Annotated in this window: 17 protein-coding genes; 10 read left to right on the forward strand and 7 right to left on the reverse strand. The window is 57.7% G+C overall.

Features of this window, described 5'->3' with window-relative positions; genetic code table 11:
* Nucleotides 1-112: 112 nt before the first annotated feature.
* From dprA to tldD, 3 genes are all read right to left on the reverse strand, one after another.
* Entirely contained in the window at nt 113-1,291 is a 1,179-nt protein-coding gene (gene dprA / locus KKW20_RS06020) for a DNA-processing protein DprA (protein ID WP_214566975.1), read from the reverse strand.
* 118 nt (nt 1,292-1,409) lie between these two features.
* Nucleotides 1,410-1,889, reverse strand: coding sequence for a hypothetical protein (locus KKW20_RS06025; RefSeq protein WP_214566976.1), 480 nt, complete (start codon nt 1,887-1,889; stop codon nt 1,410-1,412).
* On the reverse strand, nt 1,886-3,310 hold the full coding sequence (gene tldD, locus KKW20_RS06030; RefSeq protein ID WP_214566977.1) for a metalloprotease TldD: 1,425 nt from the start codon (nt 3,308-3,310) through the stop codon (nt 1,886-1,888). Before tldD ends, KKW20_RS06025 begins: the two co-directional genes overlap by 4 nt.
* A 248-nt stretch (nt 3,311-3,558) precedes the next feature.
* Here tldD and coxB point away from each other — a divergent pair, with 248 nt between their 5' ends.
* The 10 genes from coxB to KKW20_RS06080 all read left to right on the forward strand — a co-directional run bounded on the left by coxB (nt 3,559) and on the right by KKW20_RS06080 (nt 12,588).
* Nucleotides 3,559-4,428, forward strand: coding sequence for a cytochrome c oxidase subunit II (coxB, locus tag KKW20_RS06035; RefSeq protein ID WP_246534483.1), 870 nt, complete (start codon nt 3,559-3,561; stop codon nt 4,426-4,428).
* 99 nt (nt 4,429-4,527) lie between these two features.
* The gene (gene cyoE, locus KKW20_RS06040) at nt 4,528-5,469 is read left to right on the forward strand and encodes a heme o synthase (protein WP_214566979.1); all 942 of its coding nucleotides are present in this window, start codon (nt 4,528-4,530) and stop codon (nt 5,467-5,469) included.
* Complete coding sequence (locus KKW20_RS06045; RefSeq protein ID WP_214566980.1) at nt 5,469-5,624, forward strand: hypothetical protein; 156 nt, start codon at nt 5,469-5,471, stop codon at nt 5,622-5,624. Before cyoE ends, KKW20_RS06045 begins: the two co-directional genes overlap by 1 nt.
* Entirely contained in the window at nt 5,621-6,193 is a 573-nt protein-coding gene (locus KKW20_RS06050; protein ID WP_214566981.1) for a cytochrome c oxidase assembly protein, read from the forward strand. The genes KKW20_RS06045 and KKW20_RS06050 overlap by 4 nt, the downstream gene beginning before the upstream one ends.
* A 40-nt stretch (nt 6,194-6,233) precedes the next feature.
* Nucleotides 6,234-7,034, forward strand: a complete 801-nt coding sequence (locus tag KKW20_RS06055; protein WP_214566982.1) for a cytochrome c oxidase subunit 3 — start codon at nt 6,234-6,236, stop codon at nt 7,032-7,034.
* 101 nt (nt 7,035-7,135) lie between these two features.
* Entirely contained in the window at nt 7,136-7,807 is a 672-nt protein-coding gene (locus KKW20_RS06060; protein ID WP_214566983.1) for an SURF1 family protein, read from the forward strand.
* Between the two features lie 26 nt (nt 7,808-7,833).
* On the forward strand, nt 7,834-9,219 hold the full coding sequence (gene thrC, locus KKW20_RS06065) for a threonine synthase (protein ID WP_214566984.1): 1,386 nt from the start codon (nt 7,834-7,836) through the stop codon (nt 9,217-9,219).
* A gap of 5 nt (nt 9,220-9,224) precedes the next feature.
* On the forward strand, nt 9,225-10,493 hold the full coding sequence (locus tag KKW20_RS06070) for a M16 family metallopeptidase (RefSeq protein ID WP_214566985.1): 1,269 nt from the start codon (nt 9,225-9,227) through the stop codon (nt 10,491-10,493).
* A complete protein-coding gene (locus tag KKW20_RS06075; RefSeq protein ID WP_214566986.1) occupies nt 10,490-11,092 on the forward strand; it encodes a GNAT family N-acetyltransferase in 603 nt (200 codons plus the stop codon). Before KKW20_RS06070 ends, KKW20_RS06075 begins: the two co-directional genes overlap by 4 nt.
* Nucleotides 11,093-11,169: 77 nt before the next feature.
* Nucleotides 11,170-12,588: an FAD-binding oxidoreductase gene (locus tag KKW20_RS06080; protein WP_214566987.1), complete on the forward strand. Its 1,419-nt coding sequence runs from the start codon at nt 11,170-11,172 to the stop codon at nt 12,586-12,588.
* On the opposite strand, the gene KKW20_RS06085 is transcribed toward KKW20_RS06080, so the two are convergent.
* The 4 genes from KKW20_RS06085 to KKW20_RS06100 all read right to left on the reverse strand — a co-directional run bounded on the left by KKW20_RS06085 (nt 12,554) and on the right by KKW20_RS06100 (nt 15,336).
* Entirely contained in the window at nt 12,554-12,721 is a 168-nt protein-coding gene (locus KKW20_RS06085; RefSeq protein ID WP_343207554.1) for a DUF2867 domain-containing protein, read from the reverse strand. The two genes, KKW20_RS06080 and KKW20_RS06085, sit on opposite strands and share 35 nt — an antisense overlap.
* Before the next feature lie 163 nt (nt 12,722-12,884).
* On the reverse strand, nt 12,885-13,415 hold the full coding sequence (locus KKW20_RS06090; protein ID WP_214566988.1) for an adenine phosphoribosyltransferase: 531 nt from the start codon (nt 13,413-13,415) through the stop codon (nt 12,885-12,887).
* Nucleotides 13,412-14,461 (reverse strand): DUF418 domain-containing protein, encoded by a 1,050-nt coding sequence (locus KKW20_RS06095; protein ID WP_214566989.1) that lies wholly within the window; start codon nt 14,459-14,461, stop codon nt 13,412-13,414. The genes KKW20_RS06090 and KKW20_RS06095 overlap by 4 nt, the downstream gene beginning before the upstream one ends.
* A complete protein-coding gene (locus KKW20_RS06100; RefSeq protein WP_214566990.1) occupies nt 14,461-15,336 on the reverse strand; it encodes an S-methyl-5'-thioadenosine phosphorylase in 876 nt (291 codons plus the stop codon). The genes KKW20_RS06095 and KKW20_RS06100 overlap by 1 nt, the downstream gene beginning before the upstream one ends.
* Between the last annotated feature and the right edge of the window lie 184 nt (nt 15,337-15,520).

The following is a 15,520-nucleotide window of genomic DNA, read 5'->3' on the forward strand; positions in this document are numbered from 1 at the left end:
GTGTCTGGATTTCGTGGGTGATTGGTAGGGAATGCTGCATCGCAGCGCAACTGTTTTGTAACGATTGAGCAAGAATTACCCAAAAATTGGTTATTTTATATTACCAATTCCCTCACCTGTTGCGTGAAAGCAACCCGCCAGCCCCACGTATGATATGTCCATCAAGCTCCAGCGTCACAATCTCTGCCGAAAGCTCATGCGCCGGATGGCCCAGCTCCTGGATCAGTTGATCTTCTGCCAGGGGGCGTGGGCCCAGACGCGCCAAAATTTGATCGTGCAGCTTGGATGTTTCATTCAGGCTGCGCGCCGGTTGTGGCGCCGAAACCGGCCTTGACGCCGAACTCGGTTCCACAGCGCTACTTTGGTAGGATTCGACAGGGGAGGGGTGTGAAAATGCGCCGTTGATCGCCTCGAATACGTCATCCGCGTGGCGTACAAGCGTGGCCCCATCACGGATCAGCATGTTGCATCCAGACGAGCGGGCATCAAACGGGTGGCCGGGGACCGCCAAGACGTCCCGCCCCTGATCAAGGGCGTTACGCGCTGTGATCATGGTGCCGGATTTGGCGGCGGCCTCAACGACGACAACGGCTTGTGACAAGCCTGATATGATTCGATTGCGGAGAGGGAAATGACGGGCCTGCGGGGACAGTCCGATCGGTTGTTCCGACAGACGCAGCCCGTTTTCAGCAATTTCTTTGCTCAGGTGGGTATTTTCAGAGGGGTAAATCTGATCGACGCCGCCGGGCATGATGGCGATGGTCTGGCCATGCGCCAAGGCGGCCTCATGGGCTGCGGTGTCGATCCCACGGGCAAGGCCAGAGACCACAACATAGCCGTCGCGGGTCAAATCTTTTGCCAGTCGCCCGGCCATACGCAACCCAAGCGAGGACGCGTTGCGCGCGCCGACGAGGGCGACCATTGGGCGCGAGAGAAGCGAAATATCCCCCACTGCCCACATCAAAGGGGGGGCGTCGGGAATTTCAGTCAGCGACGCAGGATAATTGCGGCTTCCCCAACAAATCAACTGCGCGCCAATTTTTTGGGCGCGGCGCAGTTCTTCGTCAACAACGGTCGGAGGGCAGGGGTGATAGTCTTTGATCCCGGCTGTCTGCGCAACATCCGGCAAGGCGTCCAGTGCCGCTTGCGCGGTGCCATGTTCGCGGATCAGTTTGAAAAAGGTGGTTGGGCCAACACGGCGTGACCGCAAGAGGCGGAGCCAAGCATGCTCATCTTCCGCACATTGGGGTGAGGGGGTGGGGTGGTTGGAAGGGAAAAAATCCTCGGCCATGTTTGTATCCGTCTCTTGCCGGTTCACCATGCGTGGGAAATGGTTAACGCCGTCCTAACGGATCTGAGAAAGTTTGAACTCTTTTGAAAATACCTAAGATCTGGCCGGGATCCGGATGTTAGTCTTGTGGCCCCATTTTCTTTCGCGTGCGTCCCAATGTGCGCCAAAACACCAGCCCTGCAAGCGCGCCGGGGATGGCAAACAAAAAGAGATGCCCTGAAACCGTGTGTACTGTTTCTGTGTCGCGCGTCAGGGTGAGCCACAATCCAAACACCTCGGCACAGCCAAACCCCAGCAAAACCGCCAACATTCGGCTTTGCCCGACTTTGCGCCCGGTGGCCACGAAAATGGCAATCGCAAGGGGCATCAACGGGACAATCGCGACTTGGCCAACGGTGAGGGCGGCGGCAAGCAAGACGACGGCGCTCATCACGCCGCCCATTTGCGCAAGATCTGCGTCGCCTCCGCCCAGGGTTTGCACACCATAAATGACCGCCCAAAACACCAGGCCAATGACAAAAAGCAACACACAAGTGATCAGTGCAGAAAGGGCATAGATCACAAGCGGAGGGAATGTGGGGCGGGTGGTGTCGGTCATGCGGCTGATCCCCCCACGGTCAAACCACCGATCAAAAGCGTGGGCTGGCCAACGCCCACCGGCACAGATTGCCCGGCTTTGCCACAGGTGCCCACACCGGGATCCATGCGCATGTCATTGCCAATGGCGCGGATCTGTTTCATCGCTTGTGGACCGTCGCCGATCAACGTGGCGCCTTTTACCGGCGCAACCACTTTGCCGCCTTTCACGAGGTAGGCTTCGGTGCAGCTGAACACGAATTTCCCATTGGTGATATCCACTTGGCCACCACCAAAGCCGACCGCGTGAATGCCGTCGCGCAGTTCGCCCAAAACGTCCTCGGGCGTGGCGTCGCCACCTTCCATGATCGTGTTGGTCATGCGCGGCATCGGGGCGTGGGCATAGCTTTCGCGGCGTCCGTTTCCGGTGGGGGCGACCCCCATCAGTCGCGCGTTTTGCCGGTCTTGCATGTATCCCACCAGCACCCCGTCTTCGATCAACACGGCGCGTCCGGTGGGGGTGCCTTCGTCATCCACCGACAGCGATCCACGGCGGTCAGGCAGGGTGCCATCATCCACCACGGTCACGCCTTTGGCGGCCACTTGTTGACCAACCAGACCAGAGAACGCAGAGGTGCCTTTGCGGTTGAAATCCCCCTCAAGCCCATGCCCAACCGCTTCATGCAGCAAAATGCCGGGCCAACCATTGCCCAAAACCACATCCATCAAGCCCGCAGGGGCAGGGATCGCCTCAAGGTTCACAAGGGCGATACGCAGGGCTTCGCGCGCATGCATTTGCCAGTTCTCAGCCTCAATCAAACCGGTCAGCCCAATGCGACCGCCCCCGCCAGACGAGCCACTTTCGCGCCGCCCGTCGGTTTCCACGATGACTGAGACATTTAGTCGCGTCATCGGGCGGGTGTCAGACACCAAACCGCCGTCCGGACGCAGGATATGCACCTCTTGCAGCGACGCCCCCATCGAGGCCGAAACCTGCACCACGCGCGGATCCAGATCGCGGGTGAAGGCATCAATTTCGCGCAATGTGTCAATTTTCACCGAAAACGCCGCATCGTTCATCGGATCCGCATCGGAATAAAGCTTGCGATTGGTTGGTATGGGCGCATCCGCCCATGTGCCACCGCCATCGCCCACCGCCAATTTTGCCGTAGCTGCCGCACGTTGCAAAGCGGCTTCGGAAATTTCCGTGGAATGCGCATAGCCCGCGGTGTCCTGTTTGACGGCCCGCAAACCAAAGCCTTCTGAGGCATCATAGCTGGCATTTCGAATGCGCCCATCATCAAACACGAGTGATTCTGAGCGGCGGCGTTCGAGAAATAGCTCGCCATCCTCTGCGCCACGGGTGGCGTCGGCCAGGATCCGTGTTGCGGTTTCAAGGTCGATATGGCTGTCGAAGGGGCGAAACTGTGTGGCGTCGGTCATTTGGTCCTCGAAATCGTCGATTTGACATGGATCATTGCTTAACCTGAGAAGGTTTTCCTTGTTCCTTTCGTTGTAATATGGTTTCAAGCCAAAGAGAAACAACGGAATCCTACGGGATACCTCTTGGGTTTGATTTCAGGCCATAAAAAGAGGAACGCCGCCGGGAATTGCCGTTGAGATGAAGAAGATCCGGGGGAATGTCGGGGTGACTGCCGATGAAGCCTCCGCGGACAGGGATGAAAAACGATATGAAGCGTTTCAGCAGCGTAATTGCCACTGCAACTGCCATTTTGGCCGCAGGTGGTGCCATGGCACAAGATAATCTGGGCAATTTGGAAGTGATCGGAAAACCCGTTAATGGCAGTATGGGGTTTCAGCCCGCAGCCACCTCAATCGCCGAGGCGACACAGGGCTTGGATCATATGATCCTGATCATCATCACCGCGATTGCACTGTTTGTGACCGCACTGCTTGTTTGGTGCATCATTCGCTTTAACCAGCGCGCCAACCCAACGCCGTCAAACTTTTCCCACCACACCCCGATCGAAGTTGCGTGGACGTTGGTGCCCGTTGTGATCCTTTGCTTCATCGGGGCATTTTCGCTTCCGGTTCTGTTTAAGCAACAGGTGATCCCCGAAGGGGACGTTGTGATCAAGGCGACCGGATATCAGTGGTACTGGGGTTATGAATATCCCGAGCATGAGTTTGGGTTTGACAGCTTCCTGCTCGAAAAATCCGCACTTGTCGAAAACGGTTATGACGAAAGCGATTATCTGTTGGCGACCGACACCGCTGTTGTGGTGCCAACCGGCAAAAAGATTGTTGTGCAAGTGACTGGTGCTGATGTGATTCACAGCTGGGCGGTGCCTGCCTTTGCGGTAAAGCAAGACGCCGTCCCCGGTCGTCTGGCCGAACTGTGGTTCGAAGTCGATGAAGGCAAAGAAGGCATCTATTTCGGCCAGTGTTCAGAACTGTGCGGAAAAGACCACGCCTATATGCCGATCACCGTGAAAGCGGTAACCCAAGAGCAATATGACGCTTGGCTGAAAGGCGCGATCGAAGAATTTGCGGGCAACCCCGCGACGATCCCCGCTGTTCAAGTGGCTTCTGCCAACTAAACCCTCTGGTGGGGCGACGGTTTTCCGACGCCCCCTTTTTCGTACCCCATCCGCCAGCCCCGGCCCGCATATTGGCCCCGGCAGCCTGAGTGAGGACATATGAGCGACGCCAGTTTTGATACTTCCTGTGACACCCGCGAGGCGGAGTTCGGCGATTATTTTGCCCTGCTTAAGCCGCGCGTTATGTCACTTGTTGTGTTCACCGCCCTTGTGGGGCTTGCGGTGGCGCCTGTTGGTGTGCATCCGCTGATCGCCTTTGCCTCAATCCTGTTTATCGCTGTGGGGGGCGGTGCGTCCGGCGCGTTGAACATGTGGTGGGACGCAGACATTGACCGCTTGATGAAGCGCACCCAATCGCGGCCGATCCCATCTGGCAAGGTGAGTGAAGGCGAAGCCCTTGCGCTGGGCGTGATTCTGTCGTTTTTCTCCTGTTTGATGCTGGCGCTGGCCGCCAACATCATGGCGGGTGCGCTGCTGGCCTTTACGATCTTTTTCTACGTGGTGATTTACACCATGTGGCTGAAACGCTGGACGCCGCAGAATATCGTGATTGGGGGGGCCGCGGGCGCCTTTCCCCCGATGATCGGCTGGGCGGTGGCGACCGGCGGCGTGTCGATTGAAAGTGTTTTGATGTTTGCCCTGACTTTTGCGTGGACGCCCCCGCATTTTTGGGCCTTGGCGCTGTTCACCAAGGGCGATTATGCCAACGCTGGCGTGCCAATGCTGACCGTGACCCACGGGCGCAAAGCCACCCGCGCGCATATCCTTGGCTATTCCTTGGTTCTGGCGTTTGTGGCCATCGCGCTGGGCATGACGTCCATCGGTGGGCCGACCTATATGGTGGTTGCTGTGGTGCTGAATGCGATGTTCATCAAGGGCGCGTGGGATGTCTTCCGCCGCAATGATGACGCATCGGAAGCGGATAAACACAAAGCGGAACGCGGGCTGTTCAAACTTTCGCTCGCCTATCTGTTTCTTCACTACGGCGCGCTTTTGATAGAAGCTGGCCTGAAACCTTACGGATTAGGAGGTTGGGGCTAATGGCTTTCAAACCGGATCACGAACTGCACAAACGCCGCTTTGGCCGCAATCTGGGCCTTGGCCTTGTGCTGATTGGCTTTGTCGCCCTTGTCTATGGGATCACCGTGGTCAAGGTCAGCGCGATTTATCACCCCGCTGCGGAGGCCGCTGAATGAGCTTAAGTGCCCCTCAAAAAACTGCGCTACAGGCGGTAAGCGTGGTGATCGTCATGGGATCCCTCGCATGGGCGTCTGTGCCGTTTTACAACTGGTTCTGCCGGGTCACGGGCTTTGGCGGTACGACAAGTGTTGCGGCCCAAGGGTCCGATGTGGTGCTGGACCAAACGGTGCTGGTGCGTTTTGACGCCTCTCTGGAAAGCGGCATGCCGTGGGAATTTAAACCCATGCAGCATAAAATGCGCATCAAGATCGGTGAAACGGCGCTGGCCTTTTACGAGGCGTACAACCCGACCGACCGTGTGATCGCGGGCACCGCAAGCTATAACGTCGCGCCCTATGCGGCGGGCGGCTATTTCACCAAAATTGACTGCTTCTGTTTTGAAGAGCAGGTGCTTCAACCGGGCGAACGCGTCACCATGCCGGTGACCTTCTATGTTGACCCGGAACTGATCGAAGACCGTGAGGCGAAATTCGTCAAAGCCATCACGCTGTCATATACTTTTCACGAAACAGACCTGCCGGACGAGGTTGCTAGACTGGCGACTTCCCCGACAACTGCTAACTAAGAGCCTGAAATCAGGCTGGAATACAGGGACCTAACGTAAAATGGCACACGCTAAGAACCACGATTATCACATTCTACCCCCGTCGATTAACCCCTTTTTGGGGGCGGTTTTCGGCTTCATCATGCTGTATGGCGCCGTTAAATGGATGGCCGAAGGCATGCCTTGGATCTTCGCTGTTGGCCTTGTGGGCGTCCTTTACGTTATGTTCGCCTGGTGGTCGGATGTGGTGCACGAAGGTCAAACGGGCGATCACACGCCTGTTGTGAAAATCGGTCTGCGCTATGGCGTGATCCTCTTTATCATGTCCGAAGTGATGTTCTTTGCGGCGTGGTTCTGGTCGTTCTTTAAACATGCGCTTTACCCAATGACCGAAGGCTCGCCCAAGATCGACGGCGTTTGGCCCCCCGCTGGGATTGAGACCTTTGACCCGTGGCACCTGCCGCTGATCAACACGCTGATCCTGCTTCTCTCGGGGGCGGCCGTCACCTGGGCTCACCATGCAATCGCACATGAAAACAACCGCAAAGACCTGATCAACGGTCTGGCCATCGCGGTGGTATTGGGCGCGATTTTCACCGTGTTCCAAGCCTATGAGTACAGCCATGCGCAGTTTGGTTTTGCGGGCAATATCTACGGCGCGAACTTCTTTATGGCGACAGGTTTTCACGGGTTTCATGTGATCGTCGGCACCATCTTCTTGGGGATTTGCTGTCTGCGTGCCATTCGCGGCCACTTTACCCCTGAAAGCCATGTGGGCTTTGAAGCGGCCGCTTGGTACTGGCACTTTGTGGACGTCGTTTGGCTGTTCCTCTTTGCCGCTGTCTACGTTTGGGGCGGTTGAGCCTGACCTAAACTGGTCCTATCAATGGGGCGTGGGGGGAACCCTGCGCCCTTTCCCATTTCACCGGCTTATTTCCACCCCATTTTCCAAAGGTAACCTGCATGAACTGGAAACTGATCTTTGCGGCAACGCTGAGCGTGATTGTCTTGGCGATCTTCATCGGTCTTGGCACATGGCAGCTTCAGCGTCTAAAAGAGAAGACCGGGGTGATTGCAGTGATCGAAACGAAGATTGCTGCAGACCCTGTCGCGCTTCCAATGCTGCCGTCTCTTGAGACAGACAAGTTTTTGCCCGTTCAATTCACAGGTCAGATCGACGCGGCTTATATTCGCGTGCTCGCCTCGCACCGTGATTTCGGTGCGGGTTACCGGATCATTTCCCCTGTGACGTTGACTGATGGGCGCCGGATCCTTGTGGACCGTGGCTTTATCGCGCTGAGCCAAGCTCTGGAGCATGCGCCCGCCACGCCCCTGTCCCTTACCGGCAACCTGCATTGGCCCGAGGATCGCAATGCCTATACGCCCGAGGATGATTTGGCGGAAAACATCTGGTTTGCCCGCGACGTGGAAAAGATGGCCATGCATCTGGGCACGGACCCGGTGTTTGTGATCCTGCGCACCCAAACAGACCCGGCCCTGCACCCGATGCCCGTGACCACCGAAAGCATCCCAAACCGCCATTTGGAATATGTCGGAACGTGGTTTTTGCTCGCCATAACATGGTCGGTGATGACAGGCTTTGCACTTTGGCGTATGAAGCGCCGGAACGCTTAAATCCGCTCGCATAAAGGATGACCCAAATGCGCTATATTTCGACCCGTGGACAGGCCCCGGTTCTGAGCTTTGAAGACGCTATGCTGACCGGGCTTGCCCGTGACGGTGGCCTTTATGTGCCCGAAACCATCCCGACCATGACCCCGGAAGACATCGCGGATTTGGCGGGTGTGTCGTATGAAGAGGCCGCTTTTCGTGTGATGCGCCCCTTTGTCGAAGGCAGCTTTTCGGACGCGGAATTCCGCGAGATTATTGCAAAGGCTTACGCAGGTTTCGGCCACGATGCGCGCGCGCCCTTGGTGCAACTTGAACCCGGTCATTTCCTGCTTGAATTGTTCCACGGGCCGACCTTGGCGTTCAAAGATTTCGCAATGCAACTGATTGGTCAGTTATTTCAAGTAGCACTTGCCAAACGTGGTGAGAGGGTGACCATCGTGGGTGCAACCTCTGGCGACACAGGCTCTGCCGCGATTGAAGCGTTCCGAGGGCTGGACAATGTGAATGTCTGCATCCTGTACCCGCATGGCCGTGTGTCAGAGGTGCAGCGTCGCCAGATGACCACACCGACCGAGAGCAATGTACATGCGCTGGCCGTGGACGGTGATTTCGACGATTGCCAAGCGCGCCTCAAGGACATGTTCAATGATTTTGAGTTCCGCGATGAGGTGAAGCTCGCCGGTGTGAATTCGATCAACTGGGGACGGGTGCTGGCGCAGGTCGTGTATTACTTCACCTCGGCCGTGGCCCTTGGTGCCCCACACCGCAAGGTCAGCTTCACCGTGCCAACCGGCAATTTTGGTGATATCTTTGCGGGCTACATTGCCAAGCAAATGGGCCTGCCGATTGAAAAACTGGTGATTGCCACCAACCAAAACGACATCCTGCACCGCACCATGGAAACCGGCGCTTATACCAAAGCGGGCGTGACCCCGTCGATTTCACCGTCGATGGACATTCAGGTCAGCTCGAACTTTGAACGCGCGCTGTTTGACGCTTATGGTCGCGATGGCAAAGCGGTTTCTGCACAGATGGATGATCTGGCAAATGGCGGATTTTCCATCAGCCAAGGCGCGATGGAATACCTGCGCGAACAGTTCGACAGCGGCCGCGCGTCTGAAGAGGAAACCAAGGCAGAGATCAAAACAAGCTTTGTCCATTTCGGCGAAGTTCTCTGCCCACATTCTGCCGTCGGCGTGAAAGTGGCGCGCGATCACTTGGGCGCGGTGCCGATGATCACACTGGCCACAGCGCATCCCGCCAAATTCCCCGCCGCCGTAAAAGAGGCCTGTGGTCAAGATGCCCCCTTGCCCCCGCGCATGGCGGACCTATTTGAACGTGATGAACGTGTGACCCGTGTCGGCGGCGAGCTTGAAGCGCTTAAAACCGTGATCCGCGAAAAGATTGGACAATAACTTAGATGACAGTGCAAATCGGGCGTCTGCCCAACGGCTTTCGCGTGGCGACAGAACAGATGCCGGGGCTGGAAAGCGCCAGCTTGGGTATATGGGTCATGGCCGGTGGGCGCCATGAAACCGCGCCGCAGAACGGCATCGCGCATTTTCTGGAACATATGGCCTTTAAGGGTACCGAGAAGCGTTCCGCGCTTGAGATTGCCGAGGCGATCGAGGATGTGGGCGGCTATCTGAACGCCTATACCTCGCGCGAAGTCACCGCCTATTACGCGCGCGTTTTGAAACAGGATGTGGCGCTGGCCTTTGATGTGATTTCCGACATCGTGCTGAACCCCATCTTTGATCTGAATGAGATTGAGACCGAACGCGGCGTGATCTTGCAAGAGATCGGCCAAGCGCTCGATACACCTGACGATGTGGTGTTTGATTGGCTGCAAGAGGTGGCCTTCCCCGATCAACCTTTGGGTCGGACTATTCTTGGCCCAACGGAACGTGTGCGCGCCTTTAGTCGCGAAGATCTGGCCGGGTTTGTCGCACAGCATTACGGCCCCGAACGCCTGATCCTGTCGGCTGCTGGTGCGGTCGATCATGATGAGATTATGCGCATGGCTGAGGCCACATTTGGCGGTCTGACCCGCGGAAGCGCGCAGCCAGAAGTGCCCGCAACTTGGGCCAATGGCGAACGGATTGAGCTGCGCCCCGGATTGGAGCAGGTACATTTTACGCTGGGGCTTGAGGCGCCGGGGTATCGCGATGATGCGTTTTACGCGGCACAGCTGTTCAGCTCGGGTCTGGGCGGCGGCATGTCCTCGCGCCTGTTCCAGGAGGTGCGCGAAAAACGCGGCCTGTGTTATTCGATCTTCTCGCAGCTTGGGTCCTACGACGACACCGGGATGATGACGATCTATGCGGGGACCTCGGGTGAGGATATATCTGAGCTGGCCGGTCTGACCGTGCGCGAACTGATGCGCAGTGCCGAAGATATGTCGGAGCGTGAAATGGAACGCGCGCGCACGCAAATGAAAGCGGGCCTTTTGATGGGGCTTGAAAGCCCGTCGGCCCGCGTGGAACGCATGGCGCGCCTTGTGGGGATTTGGGACCGGGTGCCGGATCTGGCCGAAACGGTTGAGAAAATCGACGCGGTCACCCTGTCAGAAATGCGGGCGACTGGCGCAAAAATAGCAGGCGAGGCCGCGATGGCGATGGCTGTTTACGGCCCCGCCGAAGCCGCCCCAAGCTTGGCCAGCCTGTCTGAGATGCGAAAGGCGGCATGATGATTGGCCCGTTCTCGTCCCGGTCGCGCAAAAAGCTGCGGATCGAAACAGAGCGTTTAACGCTGCGCCCGCCGCAGCATGGCGATTTTCGCGCCTGGGCCGCATTGCGTCTGGCCAGCCAGGATTTCCTCAGCCCGTGGGAGCCCACTTGGGCGGCGGATCATCTGACGCGTAAAAGCTTTACCAACCGGGTGTACTGGGCCAATCGGTCCGTGGCTGGCGGCACGGCGCTGCCGCTTTTTATCATCCGGCGCGAAGATCAGGCGCTGGTCGGGGCCATAACACTGGATAATATCCGCCGCGGTCCCGCGCAAGCGGGCACCACGGGCTATTGGGTGGGGGAACGGTTCGCGCGGATGGGGTATATGCGCGAGGGGCTTGAGGCGCTGGTGCATTATGCGTTTAACGATCTGGATTTGAGCCGGTTGGAAGCTGGGTGCCTTCCTGAAAACGCCCCTTCGCGTGGGGTGCTTGAAAAGGTTGGTTATAAATACGAAGGCGTTGCGCAGTCTTATTTACAAATCAACGGGCGCTGGCGCAACCATGTGCTCTATGCCAATCTTAGATCAGATCGGCGTGGGCGGACGATGGTTGGCTGACAGCGGATTTTGGGTGGGCCTTGCGCCGCTCGTTTGCCTCCGGCGGGGATATTTTTGACAAGAAAAAAGAGGGCGTGATGCGAAACGTGGACGGGAATTTTGAGACGCGGTTGCGGTCTGAATTGCCGGAGGATGTGTTTCGGGATCTGGGGCCGCGCTATTTGGAAGAGCCACGCGGGCTGTTTCAGGCGACCGATGGATTGCTGTTGGCGCCAAGAAATGTGGACCAAGTGTCGAGTATTGTTGCGGCCTGTCACGCGGCTTGTGTGCCGGTGGTGCCATATGGTGGCGGGACCGGGTTGGTGGGCGGGCAGGTGATGCCGTCTGAGGCGTGCGCGCGGCCGGTTATCTTGTCGTTGGAACGGATGAACGCTGTCCGCGCCATCTATCCGGATGAGAATGTAGTGGTGGCCGAGGCCGGGGTCATTGTAGCCGACTTGCAAGCTGCGGCTGAAGGCGTGAACCGTCTGTTCCCCCTGTCTTTGGCCTCTGACGGTTCTTGTCGCATTGGGGGATGTCTGTCGACCAACGCGGGCGGTGTGAATGTGCTTCGCTACGGCAATGCGCGCGGGTTGTGCCTGGGGTTAGAGGCGGTGTTGCCGGATGGGCGGATTTGGCATGGGTTAAAGCGACTGCGCAAAGACAACACGGGGTATGATTTGGTCAACCTGTTGTGCGGGGCCGAGGGGACATTGGGCGTGATCACGGCCGCATCCTTGCGTTTGTTTGCGCGGCCTAAATCTGTGGGAACCGCGCTTTTGGTGGTGCAGGATCCCCAGGCGGCCTTGGATTTATTATCATTGGCGCAAGAACAGGTCGGCGAGGGGGTTTCGGCCTTTGAGTTGATCTCTGGCACCGGGTTTGCATTTCTGGCAGAGGCGGGGTTGGGCGGCCCACACCCGTTCGACGCTCGCCCAGCCTGGTCAGTCTTGATTGAGCTTGGGCTGGGCGCAGGTTTGAGCGCGCAAGACGCGTTAACGGACCTATTTGCGGCGGCCCTTGAGGCTGAATTGGTGGTGGATGGGGTGATTGCCCAAAGTGGCGCGCAGCGCGATGCCTTGTGGAAACTGCGTGAAGACATACCGCTGGCCAATCGTCACATAGGGGCAATTTCCTCTCATGACATCTCATTGCCTTTGTCGGTGATTCCGTCGTTTCTATGTCAGGCCGATGCGGCGTTGGCGTCAATGGGACTGTTTCGGGTGAACGGTTTTGGTCATTTGGGGGATGGCAATCTGCATTACAATGTCTTTCCACCGAAGGGGCATGTGAAGCGCGAATTTGACGGGCAAGTCGCGGCGATCCGTAAAGTGATCTATGATTTGGTACATCAATTTGGGGGATCATTTTCTGCGGAACATGGCGTGGGGCGGCTAAAGGCTGACGAGCTTGAACGCTACGGCGATCCGGTGCGTTTGGCCGCGATGCGGTCGATCAAATCTGCGCTTGACCCAAAGGGGATCATGAATCCGGGGGTGATATTTCGCGCGCGGTGATCTTCGCCTGAGCCACAGTGCGCCGTAGCTGCGCAAGCGTTAGGTTCACGATCACCTTATGTGCGGGGGCCACGGGCCACATATAAGCTTTTCCAAACCCGTTATGTGTCCGTACGGATGAGGTGATTGTCACGCGTTGGGGGGGGCAAAAAATGACGCCCCGCCGTGGGTGCAGCGGGGCGTCGCACTATGAGTTACATGTGCACAAGCAGCGTCTGTTGCTCCCAACAGACAGGATCTGTTTAGCGACCATTGGTTAACAAGCGGTTCACGTACATGGATTTTCGAAAGGGAACTTACAGCCCGTCAAACTCGCACAGAACATGCACATCCATGCCCAGTTCCTCGAGCGCCTTTCGCCCACCAAGTTCCGGCAAATCTACAATAAACGCACAGCCAATAATCTCGGCACCCACCCGTTCCAAGAGCTTGATCCCAGCCCCCGCAGTGCCGCCCGTGGCCAGTAAATCATCCACCAGCAAGACGCGCTCGCCGGGGTGAATGGCATCTGCGTGCATCTCGACAACGGCCTCGCCATATTCCAAAGTATAGGCCTCTGACAAGGTTGCACCGGGCAGCTTGCCTTTCTTGCGAATGGGGACAAACCCGGTGCCCAATTGGTGGGCAATCGCGCCACCAATGATGAACCCGCGTGCTTCAAGTCCGACAACCTTATCAATGGGTTGTCCCGCATAGGGGTGCAGCATTTGGTCAATCGCCATGCGCATTCCGCGTGGGTCCGCAAACAGCGTGGTGACATCGCGAAACAGGATCCCTTCGTGCGGGAAATCGACGATGGTTCGGATATAATCTTTGACGGTTTTCATGTCTTTCCTTCGGTGACGATGCGCATCAATGCCTCAAGCGGCCCTCGGCGGAACTTACGCAACCAGAACAAGGCAAACAATGCGGCACAGACAACAAACCCCACAGAATACGCAAATATTTCGAAACTGCTCAATTGTCCGCTTAGAAGGTCCATGCTTTCCAACAGGCCCATGCCGATCAGAATATGTGCGGCATAAAGGGTCAGGGTCATGCGCCCTGGTGCGACCAAAACCTGATCAAGGCGCAGCAGGTTCAAGAGCGGGGTGATCAGCAGGATGCCCCCCAAAACGGCAGTGGCCGTGGCGGCAGAGGAAATCATATAAAGCACCCCCGGCGGAATGGGCGCGGTGCCTAAAAGCTCGCCCAGTTCAGGCAGCTCAACCAAAAATGTGCTGGACCATTGGGTGACAAAGGCGACGGTGCCCCCTGCGATCAACATCGTGATTTGCACGGGCACACGACCAAGGCTTTGCCGTCCAAGCCAGATGCCAAACACCAAAAAAGCGGCCCAGGGAAAGACCGGGTGCCAGCCGTTGTAAAACGTGTGGCGCAGAAAGCCGGGGACGGTCCAGAAATCTGCATAGACCAAAGTGTCCCAATTCCAGCCCTGATCATAAACCAGCACCGCTTGGGCAAGCGCGCCGATCACGACGAACCCAGCGACCCCAAGCAAAAGGGTGCGGTTGGTGGCCCCGATAAACAGCGCGCCAACAAGAAAGTAAAAGGCGTAGAAATGCAGGATATCCGCGTCGAATATCAGCATATCCGCCATGCCAACCGCAAATAAAAACAACGCGCGGCGCAGGGTCAGATGCCACGCCGGATTGCCCAACGCAAAGCCAACACCAGCGAGAATGACAAAAAGGGCCGCGGCGCGCCCCTCGGTCAGCCCAGTGATCAGCGCGGGCCAATCCGTGTTGCCCGCCCCAATGTCGGCACCACCCCACCCGCCACCGGTTGACACCTCGGCCGCGATGCGGAAATTGACCAGCACCATGCCGACAAAGGCAACAAATCGCGCAATATCAACGCCTTGAAGTCGCATTACAGAACGCGCCCTGCCACGGCGTCTAGCTTGGCCAACAGCGCGGCGTCGCGTTTGTCGGGGGCGGTCATAATGGCAAAGTCCAGCGCGCGGTCACAGCCATGCGGGCAGGGCGCGCGGCTGGCGCCCAACGCATCTGGCAGACGCGCCAGCAAATCGCGCGCCTTGCCAGCGTTGCCAGTCAGCGTCGTAATCACCTGTGCCACATCGACGTTGTCATGGTCGGGATGCCAGCAATCAAAATCGGTGACCATGGCGACCGAGGCATAACAAAGCTCTGCTTCGCGGGCGAGCTTGGCTTCGGGCATATTGGTCATTCCAATCACGTCCGCGCCCCAGCTGTCGCGGTACATCCGGCTTTCGGCCAATGTGGAAAACTGCGGGCCTTCCATCGCAAGATAGGTTCCGCCCTTGTGCACGGTGATCCCGGCGTCTTTGGCCGCCTCGTAACAGGCGTCGCCCAAACGTGGACAGGTGGGATGCGCCAGCGCCACATGGGCGACACACCCGCTGCCGAAAAAGGATTTCTCGCGCGCAACGGTCCGGTCAATGAACTGATCTACAACGACAAAATCTCCGGGCGGCATGTCTTCGCGAAACGAGCCGCAGGCGGAAACGGAAATCACATCGGTGACGCCAAGTCGTTTCATCGCATCAATATTGGCGCGGTACGGAACCGACGAGGGGGAATGCACATGACCGCGTCCATGACGTGGCAAAAACGCCATTTTCACACCATTTAATACCCCGGTCAGGATCTCGTCTGATGGGCTGCCCCAAGGGGTGTCCACCGCTTGCCAATGCGCATCTTGCAAGCCGTCGATGTCATAGACGCCTGATCCGCCGATTACGCCGAGAATTGTGCGGGTACCCATGCTACTCTCCTGTCCGGTTTTGTTCGGACTTTGGGGGTAGGGACGGTGGCTGGCAAGTGGAATTACGAGGCGATCATCGCCGGTTGCGGGCCGGGTTGGGTGCAAATGTGGCGTAAGACCAAGGTTTGCCTGCCCCGGGGGCACTGCAATCACGTTGCGCGTGGGGTTTATTCGCGGTGCCTCC

This window comes from Aliiroseovarius lamellibrachiae (assembly GCF_018599245.1).
In the GTDB taxonomy this organism is placed as follows: domain Bacteria; phylum Pseudomonadota; class Alphaproteobacteria; order Rhodobacterales; family Rhodobacteraceae; genus Aliiroseovarius; species Aliiroseovarius lamellibrachiae.

Coding starts and splice junctions, on each gene's coding strand:
- dprA (WP_214566975.1), bottom strand. CDS start 1,291: ATGGCCGAGGATTTTTTCCCTTCCAACCACCCCACCCCCTCACCCCAA.
- KKW20_RS06025 (WP_214566976.1), bottom strand. CDS start 1,889: ATGACCGACACCACCCGCCCCACATTCCCTCCGCTTGTGATCTATGCC.
- tldD (WP_214566977.1), bottom strand. CDS start 3,310: ATGACCGACGCCACACAGTTTCGCCCCTTCGACAGCCATATCGACCTT.
- coxB (WP_246534483.1), top strand. CDS start 3,559: ATGAAGCGTTTCAGCAGCGTAATTGCCACTGCAACTGCCATTTTGGCC.
- cyoE (WP_214566979.1), top strand. CDS start 4,528: ATGAGCGACGCCAGTTTTGATACTTCCTGTGACACCCGCGAGGCGGAG.
- KKW20_RS06045 (WP_214566980.1), top strand. CDS start 5,469: ATGGCTTTCAAACCGGATCACGAACTGCACAAACGCCGCTTTGGCCGC.
- KKW20_RS06050 (WP_214566981.1), top strand. CDS start 5,621: ATGAGCTTAAGTGCCCCTCAAAAAACTGCGCTACAGGCGGTAAGCGTG.
- KKW20_RS06055 (WP_214566982.1), top strand. CDS start 6,234: ATGGCACACGCTAAGAACCACGATTATCACATTCTACCCCCGTCGATT.
- KKW20_RS06060 (WP_214566983.1), top strand. CDS start 7,136: ATGAACTGGAAACTGATCTTTGCGGCAACGCTGAGCGTGATTGTCTTG.
- thrC (WP_214566984.1), top strand. CDS start 7,834: ATGCGCTATATTTCGACCCGTGGACAGGCCCCGGTTCTGAGCTTTGAA.
- KKW20_RS06070 (WP_214566985.1), top strand. CDS start 9,225: ATGACAGTGCAAATCGGGCGTCTGCCCAACGGCTTTCGCGTGGCGACA.
- KKW20_RS06075 (WP_214566986.1), top strand. CDS start 10,490: ATGATGATTGGCCCGTTCTCGTCCCGGTCGCGCAAAAAGCTGCGGATC.
- KKW20_RS06080 (WP_214566987.1), top strand. CDS start 11,170: ATGCGAAACGTGGACGGGAATTTTGAGACGCGGTTGCGGTCTGAATTG.
- KKW20_RS06090 (WP_214566988.1), bottom strand. CDS start 13,415: ATGAAAACCGTCAAAGATTATATCCGAACCATCGTCGATTTCCCGCAC.
- KKW20_RS06095 (WP_214566989.1), bottom strand. CDS start 14,461: ATGCGACTTCAAGGCGTTGATATTGCGCGATTTGTTGCCTTTGTCGGC.
- KKW20_RS06100 (WP_214566990.1), bottom strand. CDS start 15,336: ATGGGTACCCGCACAATTCTCGGCGTAATCGGCGGATCAGGCGTCTAT.